Below are 19,621 nucleotides of genomic sequence, written 5' to 3'. Positions count from 1 at the left end.
AAAAACCAGCCTTCGGGCTGGTTTTTTAGTCTTTAGTGGTTTGAGTAGCTCAAGGGGTGAAGTGGTCGCTAAGAAGAGCAGCTGTAATGAGAAACACCGCCTGCAGAGAAATACTCCAATGGTCTGAGCCTGTAGTATTTCTCCTCGACCTCTATGGATTGCTCGCCATATGGATCCGCTAAAATCGTTTGCAACTCATGGATCAAGCCAAAATCTCCGAGTCTAGCTTGTTCATAGGCCGGGACAACAAGCCACTCGCGCCAAGTGTATTTGGGATTGACTTGCCTCATCTCACGACGAATAACCTCGATACCTTTTGCAACATTCAATGACTCACGCCATGAGGTTAACCACTGATGCCACTCGTTTACCAATGATTCATCAGGCTCTGCGTAAAAGCTTTTGGCAATGCCAGAGACGTCCTCTGGAATGTTGCAGAGCTCGCGGAAGAACATGGTGTAATCGACATGGGTCTTCATCATCAAAGTGAGTAGCGAATTAAACAGCGGAGCGTCAAAGGTATCGAGCCCCAATTTGTCCGCCCACATCTGAGTAACTTTTTCTTGCATAAGAGAAGAGAAACCATCGCGAATCTCATCCAATTGCTTGATGAGCTCCGGCGAAGAGTGCAGAAGAATTTCTAACGCGGAGCAGAAAGAGTCAAAGTTCTTTTCGGCCGCCAATGGTTGGTTAAAGAAAGCAAAATGGCGGCCACCACCTGTCCAAGGTTGAAAATAGGGTTCAAAGCGTTCACAAAAGCCGAAAGGACCATAATCTAAGGTGAATCCACCTACTGCACAGTTGTCACTGTTAAAGTTGCCCTGACAGTAACCGACACGTAGCCAGTGTGTCACTAATGTTGTGAGCCGTTCGCGAAACTCGATGGCTAACCGGAGCGCTTTGTCAGTTAAAGGAAGATGAGCTTCGATAGTATCGCCATACTCTCGATCAATCATGTGTAAAGCCATCATCTCCAGCTCAGCGATAGCATTAGGATGCTCCTGACTACGTGCACGGCGTCCAAATAGTTCGAGTTGACCGACACGTAAGAAAGACGGTGCGACGCGAGTTGAGATCGCGACAGGGTTTGAGACCATGATATCCGGATCCTGAGAGCGAGAGCCTTCACGATACCATGGACGATCAACCGTTTCAGATAGTGATACAAACAAGCTCAATGATCGTGATGAAGCAATACCAAGTGCATGCATGTGTTCTTGAGCAAGGAACTCGCGGACGCTTGAACGCAAAACCGCTCTGCCATCGGCACCGCGGCAGTATGGAGTTGGGCCTCCGCCTTTTAACTGCATTTCCCAACGCTGGTGGTTGAGCACGCCTTCAAAGACAGAGATAGCACGTCCATCACCGTAGCCATTGCCCGTTCTGAATGGGCACTGCTCTGTATATTCATTGCCAAAGATAGACAACGCGTAACCTGTCGCCCAGCCCGTGCTGCGCATGGGAGTGGGTACCTGGCTCACATCGCCAGAAAATAGCTGTTTAAACTCTTCGGTCAGTGCAAGGTCGTTATGTAACCCCAATTGTTTAAAAAAACGGTGACTATGGCTGACATAAATCGGGTCAGAAATGGGCGTCGGTTTTACTGGTACAAAATGGCCTGAAAACACCTGCCTTGGGAGGTGGTCTTCACCATCATTCGTCGCATCTGGGTCGCAAATCAGCGTGTCGAGCAAAGAATAGTCACAGGCCTGAGCAAGCTGGGTCAAGTTATCAATCTCTACTGGGCCTTTCATCCCTTTTTGTTTAGTCATTTTTTTATCATTCCTGACGGCAAGTAGTCTCTATCAGCAATCTTACGTTGGTAATGAAGAAAAGACATCAATAGAGAGCGGTTAAAGTTTGATTGGCGAGTTAATTAGCTGACCATTTTCAAATGAAGCTCTCATGTAAGTTGGATGAAAGTAGGAGAGGCTCGCAATGGTCCATGGTCTTTTCTCCCTCTGAAGTTAGACGCTGTATTGTTGGCAGACCAAGCTTAATCTGATCGTTTAATACTATTTCGTTCGTTGTTGCTTTTAGAAGATCTACCTCTGATTTCATACTGATTCTGCTTTGTACAAGCAGGCATTCAAACGCCATTGCATATAATTATTCTAAATGGGACGCAAGCAATTCGTGACCCAGGCCAATAATACCTAAGTTAGTGATTGGACAATAAAAAAACCTAGTGCTCTAATTTGATCATGGGCAAAGCAAATTTCATCGATCTGGGGAGTTCTTTATGTCGTTTTCAGTCAGGCTGGAAAATGGTCGTACTCTGAGGGTTAGAGACATCAATTTGCATGCTGATCTCCAGCACAATGAGATCACGTTCAGCTATCAAGGTTTGAACAATGATCGTATCCGTGGTCGCTATGTTCTGGCAATTACTGAATTTGCTTTCGAAGAAAGTGCCGTTCTATTAGGAGATGGCTTTCAGATGCTTGCCCAAACGACAGGCACAGTCGATAACCCTATCGACATTGGTCGTTGCCCAGACAACTCTGCAAGTTATCGCATTTATTCTTCGACAGGCTCAAAGCGGTATTATAACTATCTAGTAGTTGAGGATGCCTTGGGCTACACCTTATTTGGTTTTACCTCTTGCCATCGTTTTGCAGGCTATTTCGAAGTCGTAGATCTGGAAAACCATAATTGGTTGAAGATCTGCATCGATGGTGAAGACACCTATCCACTAGAGTGGGCCTCTAATCAGCTTGAATCTGTTGTGGTACTGCAGGGGGAAAACCTATCAAACCTCTTTTCTGAATATGCCCAATTGATTTCGCATCATCATCCACCAAGAGCTGGCGTAAATAAAACGGCGCCAATTGGCTGGTGTTCTTGGTACGCTTACTATGCTGAGGTCACGCAAAGTCATGTCCTCGACAATATTAAGCACATGAAGGGTGAGCTGGAGTCGCTCGACTATGTGTTGTTGGATGATGGCTATCAAGCTTTCATGGGAGACTGGTTGACGCCTTCAGACAAATTCCCTTCCGGTGTGAAAGCACTGATCAAAGAAATCACCCTTCAAGGTAAAAAGCCGGCGATATGGCTAGCCCCCTTCATTGCTCAGCCAGAATCGAACCTGTTTAAGCAGCATCAAGACTGGTTCGTGACTCACGAAGATGGATCGTTACTCAAGGCCGAAGACGTCACTTATGCAGGCTGGCGTTGTACACCGTGGTACATTTTAGATACGTCAAACGTCGATGTTCAGGAGCATCTGACAAACGTCGTCAGAACAATGCGTGAAGAATGGGGCATTGAGCTATTTAAGCTCGATGCCAATTACTGGGGGACACTAAAAGGACGTCGAGCTCAAAGTGGTATCACCGGGGTAGAAGCGTATCGACTCGGTATGGAAGCAATTGCTGAAGGAGCTGGTGAAGCCTTAATTCTCGGTTGCAATGCGCCAATGTGGCCATCGCTAGGACTTGTTGATGCCATGCGAGTGTCAGACGATGTGGAGCGAGACGAGCGGCGCTTTGAGCAGATTGCAAAAGAAAGCTTTTATCGCAGTTGGCAGCATCGAAGGCTGTGGATGGTTGACCCGGATTGTGCCACATTAGTCTCATTACCCAATCAGGCGACAGAACGACGTTACTATGAATTTCATCGTGATGTGTTACTGGCCATAGGAGGAATGTTGTTATCTGGAGACCCGCTGCCAGAGATGACTCCCTTTGCACAGCGTACCCTTTCGCGCTTGTTTGTCCGTCATAAACATAACCAAGATGCCGCTCAATTCACGTCACTCAGTCTGCATCATGCTTACTTGCCTATGACGGAACAAAACGAATTACATTGCTTATTTAACTTTCACCAACCAGCACGAGAAGTCACTCTGACGTCGCACTGTCCAGTGTATTGGTATGATTACTGGAGCGGTGACAAGCTCAGTCATGAGCGTACAGCGGTGATCGAAGTCACTTTGGACGCAGGATTGTCAAGCCGAGCGGTAGTGACCGCGTTGAAACCTCGCTAAAGGCTTTGGGGTAAGCTAAGATACGCGCAATCTCAACGAATAGGTTTCCGAAGCACTATGTCAATCATCTTGGGTATTGACCCAGGCTCCCGCATCACTGGGTATGGCGTGATCCGTCAGACCGGACGCCACCTTCACTATTTGGGCAGTGGCTGTATTCGAACATCAGAAAAAGAACTACCCGGTCGCCTGAAGCAAATCTACGCTGGTGTAACCGAAATCATTACTCAGTTTCAACCGGATGTGTTTGCCATTGAGCAAGTGTTTATGGCGCGCAATGCAGACTCAGCCCTAAAACTTGGTCAAGCTCGCGGCAGCGCAATTGTCGCCGCGGTCAATGCTGATCTCCCTGTATACGAATACGCAGCTCGATTAATCAAACAGGCGGTGGTTGGCACAGGTGGGGCAGATAAAGAGCAGGTCCAGCATATGGTGCAGTCAATGCTCAAACTCCCTGCCAAGCCACAGGCGGACGCGGCTGATGCCCTAGGTGTGGCAATCTGTCATGCAAACACTAATAAAACGTTAGTGGCGCTCGCTGGCAAAGCAACCAGTGCAAGGCGAGGGCGTTATCGCTGATTGCAGGAGCAAAGTAATAAAGAGGCTCATTCGCACGTCGGTCGCGGAACAGACCCACCACTGGCACTGAATAATGCCAGTTAAACGAACAGGTCGAAACAGTACCTACTCTCACATCTCAGCTTGATCTGATGGTCTCAAAAATCTAGTCACACATTATAAAGAACTGGATGTCTATCCAGTTCTTTATTATCCTGTCGCAAATTCATTTCCAAAGAGTATTGAGTGTGATTGGACGTTTGCGTGGCATTCTGCTTGAAAAGCAACCCCCTGAATTGTTGATTGAAGTAAATGGTATTGGCTATGAAGTTCAGATGCCGATGAGCTGTTTTTACGAATTGCCTAATATTGGTGAAGAAGCAATCATCTACACGCATTTTGTTGTTCGCGAAGATGCTCAGTTGCTGTATGGCTTCAATACCGTTAAAGAACGCGCTCTGTTTCGCGAAGTGATTAAAGCCAACGGTGTCGGCCCGAAACTGGGTCTAGGCATATTATCAGGTATGACAGCCAGTCAGTTTGTTTCTTGTGTTGAACGTGAAGACATTTCTACACTGGTCAAATTGCCGGGCGTAGGTAAGAAAACTGCAGAACGTCTAGTCGTTGAGATGAAAGACCGTCTTAAAGGTTGGGGAGCGGGTGATTTGTTCACACCACATACCGATGCGGCGCCCGTCGATTCAGCGCCTCAGGCAAATCAAGCGAACGCCGAAGAAGAAGCAATCAGCGCATTACTTGCACTTGGCTATAAACCGACGCAAGCTTCTAAAGTAGTGTCTCAGGTCAAAACCGCGGATATGAGCAGCGAAGAGCTGATCCGCGAAGCACTGAAGTCCATGGTTTAAGTGACGACTAGGAACGGTAAATGATAGAAGCGGATCGTCTAATCGCGCCAGAAAATGCGGTTTATAAAGAAGAAGACATTATCGACAGGGCAATCCGCCCGAAAAAACTGGCGGATTATCAAGGACAAGATCACGTTCGTGATCAGATGGAGATTTTCATCAAGGCGGCTAACTTACGTGAAGAAGCATTGGACCACTTGTTGATATTTGGTCCTCCTGGTTTGGGCAAGACCACATTGGCGAATATTGTTGCTAATGAAATGGGCGTAAACATTCGCACGACATCGGGTCCTGTGTTGGAAAAAGCGGGAGACTTGGCCGCGCTTCTGACCAACCTCGAAGAAAACGACGTATTGTTCATTGATGAAATTCACCGTCTGAGCCCGATGGTTGAAGAGGTGTTGTATCCGGCGATGGAAGATTACCAACTCGATATTATGATTGGTGAAGGTCCTGCTGCGCGTTCTATCAAAATTGATTTACCCCCCTTTACTTTAATCGGCGCTACCACACGAGCGGGCTCATTGACCTCACCACTTCGTGATCGTTTTGGTATTACTCAGCGTCTCGAGTACTACAAAATTGCTGATCTGCAACATATTGTTCAGCGTAGTGCTGATTGCCTTGGCTTGTCGATGGAAAGTGAAGGCGCACTTGAAGTTGCAAGGCGTGCTCGTGGCACACCGCGTATTGCCAACCGTTTACTGCGTCGAGTGCGTGATTACGCAGAAGTAAAAGGCAATGGTCACATATGTGCCGATATTGCAGATAAAGCCCTCAATATGTTGGATGTCGACGCACAGGGCTTCGATTACATGGACCGTAAGTTGCTGTTAGCGATCATGGAGAAGTTCGGAGGAGGGCCGGTTGGATTGGACAATATGGCCGCTGCCATTGGCGAGGAGAAGGACACCATTGAAGATGTCCTTGAGCCGTATCTGATACAACAAGGCTATCTGCAACGGACACCGAGAGGCCGGATTGCGACCGATAGGGCCTATCTTCATTTCGGAATTGAAAAATAAGTTTTCAGGACCAGCTCAAACGAGCTGGTCTTTTATTATGGGTGATCTTGATCACAATAATGAGATCTCGATAGTGCCAAATAGGTAACTAAAATACGTGAGTTGTTAAGCGCTTGTTTTGCATAAATACCTTGTTGAACCTCGCAAATAACGCCAAATTAACAAAAGCTCGCTTAAACTGTTGATGGAGATCAATGTGATGCTTTTTTGGCCAAAAAGGCCGCGTAAAATTTGATTTAAATCAAAGCGAAGCCTAAATATAAACTTTTTGAAACGGACTGTTTTTAGGAGTAGCATTAGCGCTAGCTATATTAGCTGATGCTTAACAATTAACTAACCGTTACGGTACATTTTTGCAACAACATACTGTTCTTTAGCAACATTATCTAAGTTGGCTTAATGCCTATTTACGATGCATAAATGTAGAAAGTGTCTTCAGCCGACACATAGGAGTAAACATGATTGATGTAGTCGATCTGTCGCGGTTGCAGTTTGCGCTCACTGCGATGTATCACTTCCTCTTCGTACCATTGACTCTGGGTATGGCTTTCCTTCTCGCCATCATGGAATCTCTGTACGTAATGACGGACAAGCAAATCTACAAGGACATGACAAAGTTCTGGGGTAAGCTTTTCGGTATTAACTTCGTACTTGGTGTAGCCACCGGCCTGACCATGGAGTTCCAATTTGGTACTAACTGGTCTTACTATTCTCATTATGTTGGGGACATATTCGGTGCGCCGTTGGCCATCGAAGCACTGGTTGCCTTCTTCCTTGAGTCCACTTTTGTTGGTCTTTTCTTCTTCGGCTGGGACCGACTGACTAAACGACAGCACTTGGTCGTAACATGGTTGGTTGCCTTGGGTTCTAACTTCTCGGCACTGTGGATTTTGGTGGCGAATGGTTGGATGCAAAATCCAGTTGGCGCAGAATTCAACTTTGAAACCATGCGAATGGAAATGGTGAGCTTTGCCGAGGTAGTACTTAACCCGGTTGCTCAGGTGAAATTCGTACACACGGTAGCTTCTGGTTATACGACAGGCGCGATGTTTATTCTTGGCATCAGTTCTTACTACCTACTAAAAGGTCGTGACATCGCTTTCGCTCGTCGTTCATTCGCCATCGCTGCCTCTTTTGGTATGGCGGCAATTCTGTCTGTAATCGTGCTCGGTGATGAATCTGGTTATGAACTCGGTGAAGTGCAGAAAGTAAAACTTGCAGCAGTAGAAGCCGAATGGCATACCGAGCCAGCACCTGCGGCGTTCACTCTATTTGGTATCCCAAATCAGGAAACCATGCATACCGATTACGCGATCAAGATCCCGTATGTTATGGGTATCATTGCTACGCGTTCGCTGGATGAGCAGGTAACAGGTTTACGTGATCTTCGAGACGAGCACGTTGAACGCATCCGCACGGGCATGTATGCCTATGAACTGCTTGAAAAACTTCGTTCAGGTGATAAGTCAGAAGAAAACATGGCGGCGTTTGATGAAGTGAAGGGTGACCTAGGGTACGGCCTACTTCTGAAGCGTTACACAAACAAGGTTGTTGATGCGACCGAAGATCAAATCCAAGCGGCGGCGGATGATTCTATCCCGACGGTTTGGCCTTTGTTCTTCTCGTTCCGAATCATGGTGGCGTGTGGCTTTATCATGCTGTTTGTATTCGGTGCTGCATTTATCCAGACTTGTCGTCAGAAAATTGAACAAAAACCATGGGTATTAAAAGCCGCGTTGCTGAGTATTCCACTGCCTTGGATTGCTATCGAAGCGGGTTGGTTTGTGGCTGAATTTGGTCGCCAGCCATGGGCAGTCGGTGAAATTCTACCTGTCAATGTGGCCGCATCGGCACTCACCGCGGGAGAAATTTGGACATCACTGTTTGCAATCTTGGCGCTATACACCGTCTTCCTGATTGCAGAAGTGTACTTGATGGTGAAATTTGCTCGCAAAGGTCCTAGCAGCCTGAAGACAGGTCGTTACCACTTTGAGCAAAACGCTGACTCTGTTGAAGACAAAGTTAGTCGTCAAGTAGACGCGTAAAGCAAGGAGAAACTTATGTTTGAATACGAAATCTTGCGACTTATCTGGTGGGTTCTAATCGGTGTTCTCCTGGTAGGCTTCGCAGTGACTGATGGCTTTGATATGGGTGTTGGCGCGCTAGTACCTGTCATCGGAAAAAATGACACGGAACGTCGTGTAATGATCAACTCGATCGCCCCACACTGGGAAGGCAACCAAGTTTGGTTGGTGACAGCGGGTGGTGCTCTATTTGCTGCATGGCCTTTAGTTTACGCGACGTCTTTTTCAGGGTTTTATCTGGCGATGATTTTGACGCTAGCGGCGTTATGGTTGAGACCCCTAGGCCTCTCTTATCGCTCAAAGATTGAAGATACGAAGTGGCGTCAAACTTGGGATATCTGTATTTCTATCAGTGGCTTTGTTCCACCTATCATCTTTGGTGTGGCGTTTGGTAACCTACTGCAAGGTGTGCCCTTCCAGTTGACTGAATTTTTGATGCCAACGTATCACGGTTCATTCTTTGGTTTGTTAAACCCGTTCGCATTGTTATGTGGCCTAGTCAGCTTGTTCATGATTCTTATGCAAGGGGCTACTTGGCTTCAGATGAAGACTACTGACGAAGTGCACGATCGCTCACGCAGTGTTGCACAAATCATGGGCTTATTAACCGTGGCGACTTTCGTTGCTGCCGGTTTCTGGATCCAGAGCATTGACGGTTATGTGATTACCAGTGCGATTGACCATAACGGAGCGTCAAACCCGCTTGCCAAAGAAGTGGTTCGTGAAGCGGGTGCTTGGATGAACAACTTTGAACAATACCCATTGATGTGGATTGCTCCAGTATTGGGTGTTGCGATGTCTCTTGTGGCTGTACTGGCATCACGTCTGGAGCGTGGTGGCATCGCCTTCTTTGCTTCAAGCCTCGGTAATGCGGGTATTATTTTCACAGCGGGTCTGGCGATGTTCCCATTCATCATGCCTTCTGATTTGATGCCTAATCACAGCTTGACCATGTGGGATGCAACGTCATCTGAGCTGACCTTGAACCTGATGACAGGCGTCGCCTTCATTATGGTGCCAATTATCTTGGCTTACACCATTTGGACTTACTATAAAATGTTTGGCCGTCTGGACAATAAGTTCATTGAAGACAACAAAAACTCACTTTACTAAGGAGCAATTACTATGTGGTATTTCGCATGGATTCTAGGTGTACTACTTGCTTGTGCATTCGGTATCATCAACGCGCTTTGGTTAGAGCATTCAGAAATGATGGATAAAGATAGTGAGTAAACTCACTGAGCAGGTCGCTAAGCTACATGCGCCAATGGATAAGGCTCTGTTTCGAGCCTTATCCCTGATCCTTGGTTTTTATCATGTCGCTATGGTGATGTGGGACCCTGAGCAATACTCTGCATCGATTGGTGGTTTTAATGCCCTAATCTCACCGCTAATGATTTGGGCTATTTGTTCCAGCATGATCTTTGGCTTGAGCTTCCAACCAAAAAATTGGTATTGGCAGGTATTATTCAGTCCCTATTTTTCTTTAATGATTCTAATTTATTTAGCTCTAATACGAGTTTTATAATTTGAACTGACTGAAAATCATCCACTAATTAGTCACAATAGCGCCACTATTTGATAGTCGGCGCTATTTTTTTGTTTCAATCTTTGAAAACCTACATTAACCCTTGCATAAAGGACAACGAGTTGCGTTATAGTAAAGCACCTCAATTGTTAGAAAGGGTTTGCTTTGCAAAACGAACATGCTGTATTTGAGCTTCCTGTCACTGTTTATTATGAAGATACTGATGTGGGAGGAGTGGTTTATCACGCCAACTACCTTAAATATTTTGAGCGTGGTCGTTCGGAGTGTCTGACCAGTATTGGCGTTTCTCAATCGACTCTTTTGGAACAAAACATTGGTTTCGTAGTCCGACATATGGACATCGATTTTCTGCAAGGCGCGCGTCTTGAAGACCGTCTAACGGTTAAGACATCGGTTGCAGAGATTAAGAAAGCCACCCTTATTTTCTGTCAGGAGATCGTAAATCCTGCAGGTAAAACATTGTGTAAAGCAATGGTTAAGGTAGCATGCATCGATAATAACAAAATGAGGCCAAAAGCGATCCCTCAATCAATAGTTATGGAGTTTACTCACAGTGACCGCTGATATTTCAATGCTTGACCTGTTTTTGCAAGCAAGCCTGCTCGTAAAAATGGTGATGTTGACCTTGTTAGGTATGTCGATCGTTTCATGGGCAATGATCATTAAACGCAGTAAAGTGCTATCCCAAGCGGCGAAAGGCGCTGAAACCTTCGAGGATAAGTTTTGGTCAGGCACTGATCTTTCCGTTCTTTATCAAAACGCCAAAAAGCGCAAAGACGAACTGGCAGGAACCGAAGAAATTTTCTATTCAGGTTTCACCGAGTTTGCTCGCCTAAGAAAATCCAACGCTGATTCACCAGACTTCATCATGGAAGGCACAGGTCGTGCCATGCGTGTTGCTGTTGCACGTGAGGTTGATGAGCTTGAAACTAACCTGCCGTTCCTTGCGACCGTTGGTTCAATCAGTCCTTATATCGGCCTATTTGGTACGGTGTGGGGTATAATGCATGCCTTTATTGCACTGGGTGAAGTCAAGCAGGCTACCCTCGCTATGGTTGCCCCAGGGATCGCTGAAGCACTGGTTGCGACCGCGATGGGGCTGTTTGCTGCGATTCCTGCGGTTATGGCTTACAACCGATTAAGCAATAAAGTGGGTAAGTTGGAACACAACTACGCCACATTCTCAGAAGAATTCCACAGCATCCTGCATCGCCAAGCGATGGCTGGACGTGATTCCGCTAACAGAGATTAACGGATATGGCAGGCTATCAACCTAAAAAACGCAAGATGACAGCAGAGATTAACGTTGTGCCTTACATCGACGTTATGCTTGTGCTGTTAATCATCTTTATGGTGACGTCGCCTTTTGTAACACAGGGCGTGGATGTTGAGTTACCTAAAACAGCCACGGCGAAACCAGCATCAGAGCTTGCCGGCGATAGTGATTCAAGCTTCATCATTGTTGAAATTGACCGTGAAGGCAATTTGGGCCTAAGTGTCAACGATGAAGAGGTTATACGCGGTATTTCGTTGCAAGACGTGATTGTACGTGTCAAAGCAGAACTGTCTTTAAAGCCAGAGTCGCCTGTTGCAGTTGGTGGCGACGCGGCGACGCCTTATGCAGACGTCGTTTTAGTGCTGGATGAATTGAGTCGTGCTGGGATCCCTAAAGTGGGGCTTCTTACGGACATAAAGGAATAAGCGCTCTCAGGTTATGAAAGAGACAAAACCAAAGAAAAAGAGTGATTACACCAAGCCGATTGCAATATCTGCGGCTTTGCATGCGTTGTTGGCGGTGGCACTTATTTGGGGAACCGACTTTACTATGTCAAAGCCAGAGCCTTCTGGTCAGATGGTTCAAGCGGTTGTGATTGACCCCAATTTGGTGCGCCAACAAGCTCAGAAAATTCGTAGTCAACGAGAAGAAGCTGCTAAGAAAGAGCAAGATCGTTTGGATAAGCTACGTCGCGAAAGTGAGCAGCTTGAGAAAAACCGCAAAGCAGAAGAAGAGCGTATTCGTCAGCTGAAAGAACAGCAGGCTCGGGAAGCGAAAGCAGCGCGCGAAGCAGAGAAAGCAAGAAAACAGAAAGAAAAAGAACGCCAAGCGGCCGAAGAGCAAGCTCAGAAAGAGCGCGAACGAGCGGCTAAACTGGAAGCAGAGCGTAAAGCGAAAGAAGCGGCCATCGCTAAAGCAGAGCAAGAACGTGTTGCACGTGAAAAAGCAGCAAAAGAAGCGGAAGAAAAGGCTCGTCGTCAACGTGAGGCGGCTGAAAAAGCCGAGAAGCAACGTATAGCGAAAGAGAAAGCCGCGAAAGAAGCGGCTGAAAAAGCCCGCAAAGAAAAAGAGCGTTTAGAGCGCTTAAAGCGCGAACGTAAAGAGCAAGAAGCCGCTTTGGATAATATTTTCTCTGGATTGGAAACAGAAGCGGCGCAAAATAGCTCTGCGAGACAGCAACATGTGAATAGTGAAGCTGATCGATTCGGCGCTATTTATATCCAATTGATCCAGCAGAACCTGCTACTGGAGGACAGTTTCAGGGGAAAGTCATGCCGGGTTAACCTGCGCCTGATTCCCACAGGTGCTGGCGCCATTGTTGGTAACCTAAGCGTGCTTGATGGTGATAATCGACTATGTTCGGCGACGCGACGAGCGGTCGCACAGGTAGGAAGCTTCCCTTTACCTAAAGAACAAGACGTCATCAATCAGTTAAAGAATATCAATTTAACCGTAGAACCTAAGCCATAAGGAAAAGCTTGTGTTAAAGCGACTAGTATTAGGATGTTTGCTCACAGTGATGAGCACGTTTCAGGTAGCCAATGCGGCGCTGGAGCTTGTGATTACAGACGGCATTGACTCTGCACGTCCAATCGCTATCGTCCCATTTAAATGGGAAGGTTCAACCCAGTTACCTCATGATGTGTCAGCCATTATCGCCTCGGACTTACAGCGTAGTGGTAAATTCAGCCCAGTTGCGACCAGTAAAATGCCGCAAACGCCTTACAGTGAAAGTGAAATCGACTTTGATGCTTGGACGGGGTTAGGTGTTGATGCGCTACTTACAGGGACCATTTCGCAAAATGCGGAAGGGAATTATGTCATCAACTACCAGTTGGTGGATGTGATTCGAGGTCAGCTGACTCAAGGACAAAGCAAAGCATTAAGTACTGATGGCCAACTTGTGTTGTCTAAAGACCACGTACTTTTTAGTAAACGTGCAACCGTTCCTGGGGAGCGTATGCGTGAATATGCTCACCGAATTTCAGATTTAGTATACAAAGAGCTTACTGGCGAGCGTGGTGCCTTTTTGACTCGTATTGCTTACGTTGTGGTGAATGACGAAGACAGTTATCCATATCAGCTGCGTGTAGCCGATTACGATGGTTACAATGAACGTTTGGTCTTGCGATCTAAACAGCCCCTGATGTCTCCTGCTTGGTCACCAGACGGTAAGAAGTTGGCGTATGTGAGTTTCCAAAATGGGCAAGCCGAAATCTACATTATGAACATCTACACGGGTGAGCGTGAAAAACTAACGTCATACCCTCGTCATAATGGTGCGCCACGATTCTCTCCTGATGGTAATAAACTTGCCTTAGTGTTATCGAAAACAGGTAGCCTACAAGTTTATACATTAGATCTCAAAACCCGTAAGTTGACGCAAATAACACGCGGTAGATCAAATAATACGGAACCATTCTGGCATCCTGATGGTAAATCATTAATCTTTACCTCGGATCGGGGTGGTAAACCTCAAATTTATCAAGTAGATTTGGCAAGTGGTTCTACCAACCGCCTGACCTGGCAGGGTCGTCAGAACTTAGGTGGGCAGATCACGCCTGATGGACGATTCCTAGTAATGGTCAATCGTACTAACTCGGGTTTCAATCTGGCGAAGCAAGATCTTGAAACGGGTGCCGTTCAGGTTCTTACAAAAACTTTGTTAGATGAGTCACCGAGTATCGCGCCAAATGGCGGTATGGTTATTTATAGCTCGATCTATAACAAAGCCAATGTATTATCAATGGTTTCAATAGATGGACGCTTTAAAGCTCGATTACCGGCAACAAATGGACGAGTTCGTGCTCCGGCATGGTCCCCGTTTTTGTAGCAAGTAATAAGTATCAAAAAGTAAGGAAAATATAACAATGCAACTAAACAAAGTTCTTAAAGGGCTATTGATTGCGCTACCAGTTCTAGCAGTTACAGCATGTAGTTCAAGCGATGATGCAGCGAACGCTTCTGGTTCTGAAACTAACCAATCAACGTCTGGTTCTGCTAACGGCGTTGATACCACTGTAGTTTCACCAATCGGTGAGAACGGCCAACTTTCTGAGCAAGAGCTTAAAGAGCAGGCACTTCGTGAGTCTCAAACAATTTACTTCGCGTTTGACAACGCAACCATCGCTAGTGACTACGAAAAAATACTTGCTGCACACGCGGCTTACCTAAGCAAGAACCCAGCACTTAAAGTGACGATTGAAGGTCACGCTGATGAGCGTGGTACTCCAGAGTACAACATCGCGCTTGGCGAGCGTCGTGCAGCTGCAGTTGCTAAGTACCTGCAAGCACTAGGTGTTCAAGCGGATCAAATCTCAATCGTGAGCTACGGTGAAGAAAAACCTCTACTGTTAGGTCAATCTGAAGAAGTATACGCTAAGAACCGTCGTGCGGTTCTAGTATACTAATCAAGGAAAACCTTATGTTCAGTAACCTTAAGCGCGTAGTTACGCTTACGTTACTGGCAAGTGCAGCGAACTTTGTGTTCGCTGCACCAGCTCCAGTATCTGATATCAGTGGCAGCAACCCTGTGCCGTCCTCCTCCTCCGCTCCGGCTAATGAAACCGAAGTTCAACGTCTTGAGCGTTTGCTACAAAATCGCAATCGTGTTCAGTTGCAGATGCAGCAACAGCTCGACGAAATGGCGTTGGAAATTAGTGATCTTCGTGGTCAGCTAGAAAAGAATAATTACGACATGCAGCAGATGCTGCAGCGTCAGCGCGAATTGTTTATCGAACTTGATAAACTTCGCAGCCAAGTCAACAGCACGCCAGTCGTGACTGCGACGCCAACGGATGATAAGGCCAAGTCAGCAGGCAAGTTCAGTACCAACGCTGATGAACAAACCGCTTATCAGGACGCCGTAGATCTGATCCTTAAAAAGAGAGATTACGCGGGGGCAATCGCCGCTTTCCAGCAGTTCCAGAAAGATTTTCCTGATTCAATATTTGCGCCAAACGCCCACTATTGGTTGGGGCAACTCTATTTTGCTGACAAGCAAGACAAAGAGGCTGTGAAAAGTTTTGCCGCTGTCGTGTCTTACCAAGATTCCAACAAACGTGCTGACGCGTTAGTGAAACTTGGTGACATTTCGCAACGTAACAACAATGCAGCACAGGCTAAGAAATACTATCAGCAGGTCATTGATGACTATCCTGATAGTGCTTCTGCAAAACTGGCAGCAGAACGTCTCAAATAATAGTTAAGGGAGTGCATTGCCACTCCTTTTTTTATCACTCTTGCTTTCAGTGCATAAGCGATAAGTAATTGTGACGGAAACTGGCATCTTGAACTAGGTTGAGGTTACAATACCCGGATTACTGGAAGTTGCGTAGAGCAAGAGCAATGAGCCACATTTTAGATACAATCGAAACCGTTTACCCATTCCCTCCAAAACCAACACCGCTGACAGACGAACAAAAACAAGCGCACATTAAAAATATTAAAGCGCTGTTAAAAGAGAAAGACGCGGTATTGATCGCCCATTACTACACTGACCCTGAAATTCAGGCCCTAGCTGAAGAAACGGGGGGATTTGTTGGTGATTCACTTGAAATGGCTAAGTTTGGTAACCGACACCCTGCGAGTACACTCATCATAGGTGGTGTACGTTTTATGGGTGAGTCTGCCAAGATTTTAACGCCTGAAAAACGCATTCTGATGCCCACACTTGAAGCTGAGTGCTCGCTAGATTTGGGTTGTCCCGCGGACAAATTCACAGAATTCTGCGATGCGCATCCTGATCATACCGTGGTAGTTTACGCCAATACTTCGGCAGCAGTTAAAGCACGTGCAGATTGGGTCGTGACTTCAAGTATCGCATTGGACATCGTCGAGCATTTAGATGCAGAAGACAAACCGATTATTTGGGGACCTGACCGCCATCTAGGCTCGTACATTGCTAACCAAACAGGCGCAGATATGTTGCTGTGGCAGGGAGAGTGTGTTGTTCATGACGAGTTCTCAGCTGATGCACTTCGTAAGATGAAAGGTCTCTATCCTGAAGCCGCGATTTTGGTCCACCCTGAATCACCAGCCAGTGTTGTCGAATTGGCAGATGCTGTGGGTTCCACCAGCCAACTGATCAAAGCAGCCAAAGAACTGCCGCAGAAAAAAATGATTGTTGCGACCGACAAAGGCATCTTTTTCAAGATGCAGCAATTAGTGCCAGAGAAAGAGCTAATTGAAGCGCCCACGGCTGGTGCCGGTGCAACTTGTCGAAGCTGTGCTCATTGTCCGTGGATGGCGATGAATGGGCTTAAAGCTATCGAGAGCGCACTGCGAGATGGTGGTGAGCAGCATGAGATTTTTGTTGATGAAGCGCTTCGTGTTAAGTCTTTAATCCCCCTCAACCGCATGCTAGATTTTGCTGAACAGCTCAACATCAAAGTGAAAGGCAACGCTTAACGCTTTTCCCAAAGAGCCAGCTTAACTAAGCTGGCTTTTTTGTCTTTGCATTGTCTTAACTGAATAGCCAGTAACTCACTGGATCATCTGGACATTGGTAAGGTCCGCATTCGAAAAACGTAGAAATCACGTTCAGGGCGACCACTGACAAGGCCAGTAGGCAAACCAGACGCCCCAGCTTGCTCATTTCATATGACTCGTTGTTCCATGCTTGATTCCAAAGCATCATCAAGACCGCCACCGCCAGAATCGTTGCAGCGAACAAAACAAACGCCCAAGTGTAATAGTGCATGCCGAAAATCGCACTGCCATATCCTGGAGTACCGGGAATGACATGTAGTGAGACTTGTCGCAACGCGGTTGCAGCCCCAAACAAAGCACCTATCAGAACCACACCATAGTGGCGCTGTTGAACACCGTACTTAATGTTGAGCATAAAGCCAAACATGACCATGGCAAAGCCAATGCGCTGGAGCAAGCAAAGTGGGCAGGGGAGTTCATTGAGAGCAAACTGAAGAACAAAGCCGATCAGCAAGACTAATGTCATACCAAAAAGGCCGAGAATATTGAGTCTAATGATTTGATTTTGGTTCATCGTGCTGCCTCCTTACAACAATATTGAAAGAGCATCGTTCGCATGGTGGTTAAACCAATACAAACCGAGTATTACCGAAGTGGCAAACAGGATATAGCCAAGTGATTTTTTGCCGCAGAATGCCAACAGCATCGCGGCAAAAAGCACCAAAAAAATGAAAGACATCATGTGAAAACCCTTACTTTCTTATCTTGATTATGGCGAGTTTAGTACTCGTCTATCGTTAAGATAGACCTGAGTGCGGTTAGATTCGATAGATAAACGCAAAACCTAAGATTGCAATAAGACATACTTTAAAATCTGATGGGCTTAGGTTTTGTTCTATGATTCTGATTTTATGAACATTATGGCGATAAGTCATTCAGGCCGAGCATTACTTTGAGTGACAGAGTTGGCTCATCGGTCCTGAGTGAGTTAGTCTTGGAAGAATATTGATAGTAATCAGTCGAGTAAGTAGAAATATGTCAATTTGGTTGGTTTTCAAAAAGTGGCTGGGTGTGCGTTTGTTCCAGCTAAGCAATCGAAACTTGATCGTATTGCTTTTCGTATACATTGCCTTGTCTTGGCTAGCGTTGGCAGCCAGTGGTGAAAGCGAGCTGACTCAAGATGTATCGACCTTTATTTACTACCTCATGGTGACAGCTTCGACCGTCGGTTATGGCGACTATTCCCCCGTGACCCAAGTTGGAAAATGGGTAGTGATTTTGTTTGTCATACCGGGTGGCTTAACCTTATTTGCCGCTTTAATTGGCCGATTAGCGTCAGCGTCAGTGGATTACTGGCGCGCAGGAATATTAGGAAAACGGAGAGTTGGTGTGGAAAATCATATTCTGCTTTTAGGTTGGAATGGTCAGCGAACCATGCATCTCATTCGCATGCTTCAGCACGAGGAAGAGGGTAAACGGCCTATCGTATTGTGTAGTCGTTCAGACATTGAGAACCCTTTGCCCGGAGAAATCGGTTTTGTCAAAGTCACCAGTTATACTGACGAGCAGGAGATGGAAAAGGCATCGATCACACAGGCAAGTTGTATTGTGGTGGATAACTTGGAAGATGATATTACCTTGTCAGCGGCGCTTTACTCAGCCAACGTCAACCCAAATGCGCACTTACTAGCTTATTTCAAAGATGAAGCGTTGAGCCGATTGTTAAATCAACATTGCCCGAACGCAGAATGTATTCCTGCTGTTGGTGCAGAAATGTTGGCCAAAGCCGCAGTAGACCCAGGATCTAGTGCACTCCATCAGGAGCTACTCGCATCAACGCGAGGGATGACTCAGTATTCCACCATTTATCCAGAGAGTGCAACGCCTACGGATGTGCAGTCTATTTTTGTCTATATTAAACGCGCTTATCAAGCCACATTGATCGCCATTGATACAGGAAGCGGCATAGAGCTTAACCCAGATTTAGACACAGCGATTCCTGCAGGGGCGAAGCTTTTTTACATTGCCGATGAGCGCGTAGACCGCATTGATTGGCAAAGTATGCCGAACTCAGGACATCAGGCTTAGTAGTAAAAGTGGCGAGTATTCCTACAACTTGCCAATTCGAAAAAGGTAAGCGGATCTCGGTCAATAACCCGATTGGTGAGGCGATTCGTAAGTAATTAAAAAGCCGGCTCAGAGCCGGCTTTATTTTTACTCCGCTTCCGCCAACATGGAACCGCGCATTGCTAGGCCGCACAGCATAGTTGGAATCGCGTTGAATATTTCTTCAAACTGTTCAAGGCCTTCAATGCCTTGTTCTGCAAGCGTCGCGATTGACGTCTCTGGGTCATAGAGCATACTCAAAGAGAGCAATACACCGCCGAGCAACGCGCTGTCTTCGCTCGATTCCGGCATGATGGTTTCCCAATCATCTCTGGCGAGCTGCCAACCTTGAAGCACACCTTCACAGAAATCACGAGTCTCCTGATTAACGATATCGGCTTCGTCTAGCGCGCACTCGCTAGGCCATGCCCACTGGTTGTCCAAAAGAGCAGGACGGTATTCATTCCACATCGCAATGATCAATTCGATGTAAGTCTCTAACTGCTCGCCATCTGAGAATGGCGCCACTTCTTCGCCTCCCCATAGAAATGGAAGCCATTCTTCTGGTGGTAATACGTTTGGCGCGGCCGCCATTGCAGTAACGAATCCTTGAGTCTTAGGCTCGTTGATAAGTCGGTTTTCAAGTTCTGGCTGAGAAAGGATTTCTTGTAGTGTCAAAGTGAATACCAAAGCGGGGTAATGGAAATTGAGCTAATACTAACAGCCAAAACGAGAC

21 protein-coding genes are annotated in these 19,621 nt (G+C 46.4%); 17 read left to right on the top strand and 4 right to left on the bottom strand.

Annotation, left to right across the window (positions count from 1 at the left end):
* Positions 1–68: 68 nt before the first annotated feature.
* Complete coding sequence (locus OH455_RS02795) at positions 69–1,772, bottom strand: protein adenylyltransferase SelO family protein (protein WP_269980269.1); 1,704 nt, start codon at positions 1,770–1,772, stop codon at positions 69–71.
* A gap of 470 nt (positions 1,773–2,242) precedes the next feature.
* Between OH455_RS02795 and OH455_RS02790 the strand changes: the two genes are divergently transcribed.
* The 16 genes from OH455_RS02790 (at position 2,243) to nadA (ending at position 16,758) form a co-directional block, all read left to right on the top strand.
* A complete protein-coding gene (locus OH455_RS02790; RefSeq protein WP_269980268.1) occupies positions 2,243–3,991 on the top strand; it encodes a glycoside hydrolase family 36 protein in 1,749 nt (582 codons plus the stop codon).
* Positions 3,992–4,048: 57 nt separating this feature from the next.
* Positions 4,049–4,570 carry a crossover junction endodeoxyribonuclease RuvC gene (ruvC, locus tag OH455_RS02785; protein WP_006962853.1) on the top strand — a complete coding sequence of 174 codons (522 nt, stop codon included), beginning with the start codon at positions 4,049–4,051 and terminating at the stop codon, positions 4,568–4,570.
* 227 nt (positions 4,571–4,797) lie between these two features.
* Positions 4,798–5,415, top strand: coding sequence for a Holliday junction branch migration protein RuvA (gene ruvA / locus OH455_RS02780; RefSeq protein ID WP_045976839.1), 618 nt, complete (start codon positions 4,798–4,800; stop codon positions 5,413–5,415).
* Between the two features lie 20 nt (positions 5,416–5,435).
* Positions 5,436–6,440 carry a Holliday junction branch migration DNA helicase RuvB gene (ruvB, locus tag OH455_RS02775; RefSeq protein ID WP_269980267.1) on the top strand — a complete coding sequence of 335 codons (1,005 nt, stop codon included), beginning with the start codon at positions 5,436–5,438 and terminating at the stop codon, positions 6,438–6,440.
* A gap of 458 nt (positions 6,441–6,898) precedes the next feature.
* A complete protein-coding gene (cydA, locus tag OH455_RS02770) occupies positions 6,899–8,485 on the top strand; it encodes a cytochrome ubiquinol oxidase subunit I (RefSeq protein ID WP_269980266.1) in 1,587 nt (528 codons plus the stop codon).
* A gap of 15 nt (positions 8,486–8,500) precedes the next feature.
* A complete protein-coding gene (gene cydB / locus OH455_RS02765) occupies positions 8,501–9,637 on the top strand; it encodes a cytochrome d ubiquinol oxidase subunit II (protein WP_269980265.1) in 1,137 nt (378 codons plus the stop codon).
* A gap of 12 nt (positions 9,638–9,649) precedes the next feature.
* Positions 9,650–9,757 (top strand): cytochrome bd-I oxidase subunit CydX, encoded by a 108-nt coding sequence (gene cydX, locus OH455_RS02760; RefSeq protein ID WP_000270284.1) that lies wholly within the window; start codon positions 9,650–9,652, stop codon positions 9,755–9,757.
* Positions 9,750–10,052 carry a cyd operon protein YbgE gene (gene ybgE, locus OH455_RS02755; protein ID WP_269980264.1) on the top strand — a complete coding sequence of 101 codons (303 nt, stop codon included), beginning with the start codon at positions 9,750–9,752 and terminating at the stop codon, positions 10,050–10,052. The genes cydX and ybgE overlap by 8 nt, the downstream gene beginning before the upstream one ends.
* 165 nt (positions 10,053–10,217) lie before the next feature.
* Complete coding sequence (ybgC, locus tag OH455_RS02750) at positions 10,218–10,637, top strand: tol-pal system-associated acyl-CoA thioesterase (protein ID WP_269980263.1); 420 nt, start codon at positions 10,218–10,220, stop codon at positions 10,635–10,637.
* Positions 10,627–11,325 (top strand): protein TolQ, encoded by a 699-nt coding sequence (tolQ, locus tag OH455_RS02745; RefSeq protein WP_019275754.1) that lies wholly within the window; start codon positions 10,627–10,629, stop codon positions 11,323–11,325. The genes ybgC and tolQ overlap by 11 nt, the downstream gene beginning before the upstream one ends.
* Before the next feature lie 5 nt (positions 11,326–11,330).
* Positions 11,331–11,774 carry an ExbD/TolR family protein gene (locus tag OH455_RS02740; RefSeq protein ID WP_206374269.1) on the top strand — a complete coding sequence of 148 codons (444 nt, stop codon included), beginning with the start codon at positions 11,331–11,333 and terminating at the stop codon, positions 11,772–11,774.
* Between the two features lie 13 nt (positions 11,775–11,787).
* Complete coding sequence (gene tolA / locus OH455_RS02735) at positions 11,788–12,819, top strand: cell envelope integrity protein TolA (RefSeq protein ID WP_269980262.1); 1,032 nt, start codon at positions 11,788–11,790, stop codon at positions 12,817–12,819.
* Positions 12,820–12,868: 49 nt separating this feature from the next.
* A complete protein-coding gene (tolB, locus tag OH455_RS02730) occupies positions 12,869–14,182 on the top strand; it encodes a Tol-Pal system beta propeller repeat protein TolB (protein WP_443088578.1) in 1,314 nt (437 codons plus the stop codon).
* Between the two features lie 37 nt (positions 14,183–14,219).
* Entirely contained in the window at positions 14,220–14,759 is a 540-nt protein-coding gene (gene pal, locus OH455_RS02725) for a peptidoglycan-associated lipoprotein Pal (protein ID WP_269980260.1), read from the top strand.
* A 14-nt stretch (positions 14,760–14,773) separates the two neighbouring features.
* On the top strand, positions 14,774–15,550 hold the full coding sequence (ybgF, locus tag OH455_RS02720; protein WP_269980259.1) for a tol-pal system protein YbgF: 777 nt from the start codon (positions 14,774–14,776) through the stop codon (positions 15,548–15,550).
* Positions 15,551–15,696: 146 nt separating this feature from the next.
* Entirely contained in the window at positions 15,697–16,758 is a 1,062-nt protein-coding gene (gene nadA / locus OH455_RS02715; RefSeq protein ID WP_045976799.1) for a quinolinate synthase NadA, read from the top strand.
* A 55-nt stretch (positions 16,759–16,813) separates the two neighbouring features.
* Here the strand turns inward: nadA and OH455_RS02710 are convergent, their stop codons facing one another.
* Together OH455_RS02710 and OH455_RS02705 are read right to left on the bottom strand one after the other, a co-directional pair.
* Positions 16,814–17,353: a disulfide bond formation protein B gene (locus tag OH455_RS02710; RefSeq protein ID WP_045976800.1), complete on the bottom strand. Its 540-nt coding sequence runs from the start codon at positions 17,351–17,353 to the stop codon at positions 16,814–16,816.
* Positions 17,354–17,365: 12 nt separating this feature from the next.
* A complete protein-coding gene (locus OH455_RS02705; RefSeq protein ID WP_045976801.1) occupies positions 17,366–17,521 on the bottom strand; it encodes a DUF5993 family protein in 156 nt (51 codons plus the stop codon).
* Between the two features lie 293 nt (positions 17,522–17,814).
* Here OH455_RS02705 and OH455_RS02700 point away from each other — a divergent pair, with 293 nt between their 5' ends.
* A complete protein-coding gene (locus OH455_RS02700) occupies positions 17,815–18,867 on the top strand; it encodes a potassium channel protein (RefSeq protein WP_269980258.1) in 1,053 nt (350 codons plus the stop codon).
* A gap of 126 nt (positions 18,868–18,993) precedes the next feature.
* Here the strand turns inward: OH455_RS02700 and OH455_RS02695 are convergent, their stop codons facing one another.
* Positions 18,994–19,563, bottom strand: coding sequence for a UPF0149 family protein (locus OH455_RS02695; RefSeq protein WP_269980257.1), 570 nt, complete (start codon positions 19,561–19,563; stop codon positions 18,994–18,996).
* Positions 19,564–19,621: the final 58 nt, after the last annotated feature.

Source organism: Vibrio sp. T11.5, assembly GCF_027587155.1.
In the GTDB taxonomy this organism is placed as follows: Bacteria; Pseudomonadota; Gammaproteobacteria; order Enterobacterales; family Vibrionaceae; genus Vibrio; species Vibrio neptunius.
The sequence above is the reverse complement of the archived record's forward strand: the minus strand, read 5'-3'. Positions and strand labels throughout refer to the sequence as shown.

Bases quoted from the DNA above. Each gene is read 5' to 3' on its own strand.
- OH455_RS02795 (WP_269980269.1), bottom strand. From the start codon at position 1,772: ATGACTAAACAAAAAGGGATGAAAGGCCCAGTAGAGATTGATAACTTG.
- OH455_RS02790 (WP_269980268.1), top strand. From the start codon at position 2,243: ATGTCGTTTTCAGTCAGGCTGGAAAATGGTCGTACTCTGAGGGTTAGA.
- ruvC (WP_006962853.1), top strand. From the start codon at position 4,049: ATGTCAATCATCTTGGGTATTGACCCAGGCTCCCGCATCACTGGGTAT.
- ruvB (WP_269980267.1), top strand. From the start codon at position 5,436: ATGATAGAAGCGGATCGTCTAATCGCGCCAGAAAATGCGGTTTATAAA.
- cydA (WP_269980266.1), top strand. From the start codon at position 6,899: ATGATTGATGTAGTCGATCTGTCGCGGTTGCAGTTTGCGCTCACTGCG.
- cydB (WP_269980265.1), top strand. From the start codon at position 8,501: ATGTTTGAATACGAAATCTTGCGACTTATCTGGTGGGTTCTAATCGGT.
- cydX (WP_000270284.1), top strand. From the start codon at position 9,650: ATGTGGTATTTCGCATGGATTCTAGGTGTACTACTTGCTTGTGCATTC.
- OH455_RS02740 (WP_206374269.1), top strand. From the start codon at position 11,331: ATGGCAGGCTATCAACCTAAAAAACGCAAGATGACAGCAGAGATTAAC.
- tolA (WP_269980262.1), top strand. From the start codon at position 11,788: ATGAAAGAGACAAAACCAAAGAAAAAGAGTGATTACACCAAGCCGATT.
- tolB (WP_443088578.1), top strand. From the start codon at position 12,869: ATGAGCACGTTTCAGGTAGCCAATGCGGCGCTGGAGCTTGTGATTACA.
- pal (WP_269980260.1), top strand. From the start codon at position 14,220: ATGCAACTAAACAAAGTTCTTAAAGGGCTATTGATTGCGCTACCAGTT.
- ybgF (WP_269980259.1), top strand. From the start codon at position 14,774: ATGTTCAGTAACCTTAAGCGCGTAGTTACGCTTACGTTACTGGCAAGT.
- nadA (WP_045976799.1), top strand. From the start codon at position 15,697: ATGAGCCACATTTTAGATACAATCGAAACCGTTTACCCATTCCCTCCA.
- OH455_RS02710 (WP_045976800.1), bottom strand. From the start codon at position 17,353: ATGAACCAAAATCAAATCATTAGACTCAATATTCTCGGCCTTTTTGGT.
- OH455_RS02705 (WP_045976801.1), bottom strand. From the start codon at position 17,521: ATGATGTCTTTCATTTTTTTGGTGCTTTTTGCCGCGATGCTGTTGGCA.
- OH455_RS02700 (WP_269980258.1), top strand. From the start codon at position 17,815: ATGTCAATTTGGTTGGTTTTCAAAAAGTGGCTGGGTGTGCGTTTGTTC.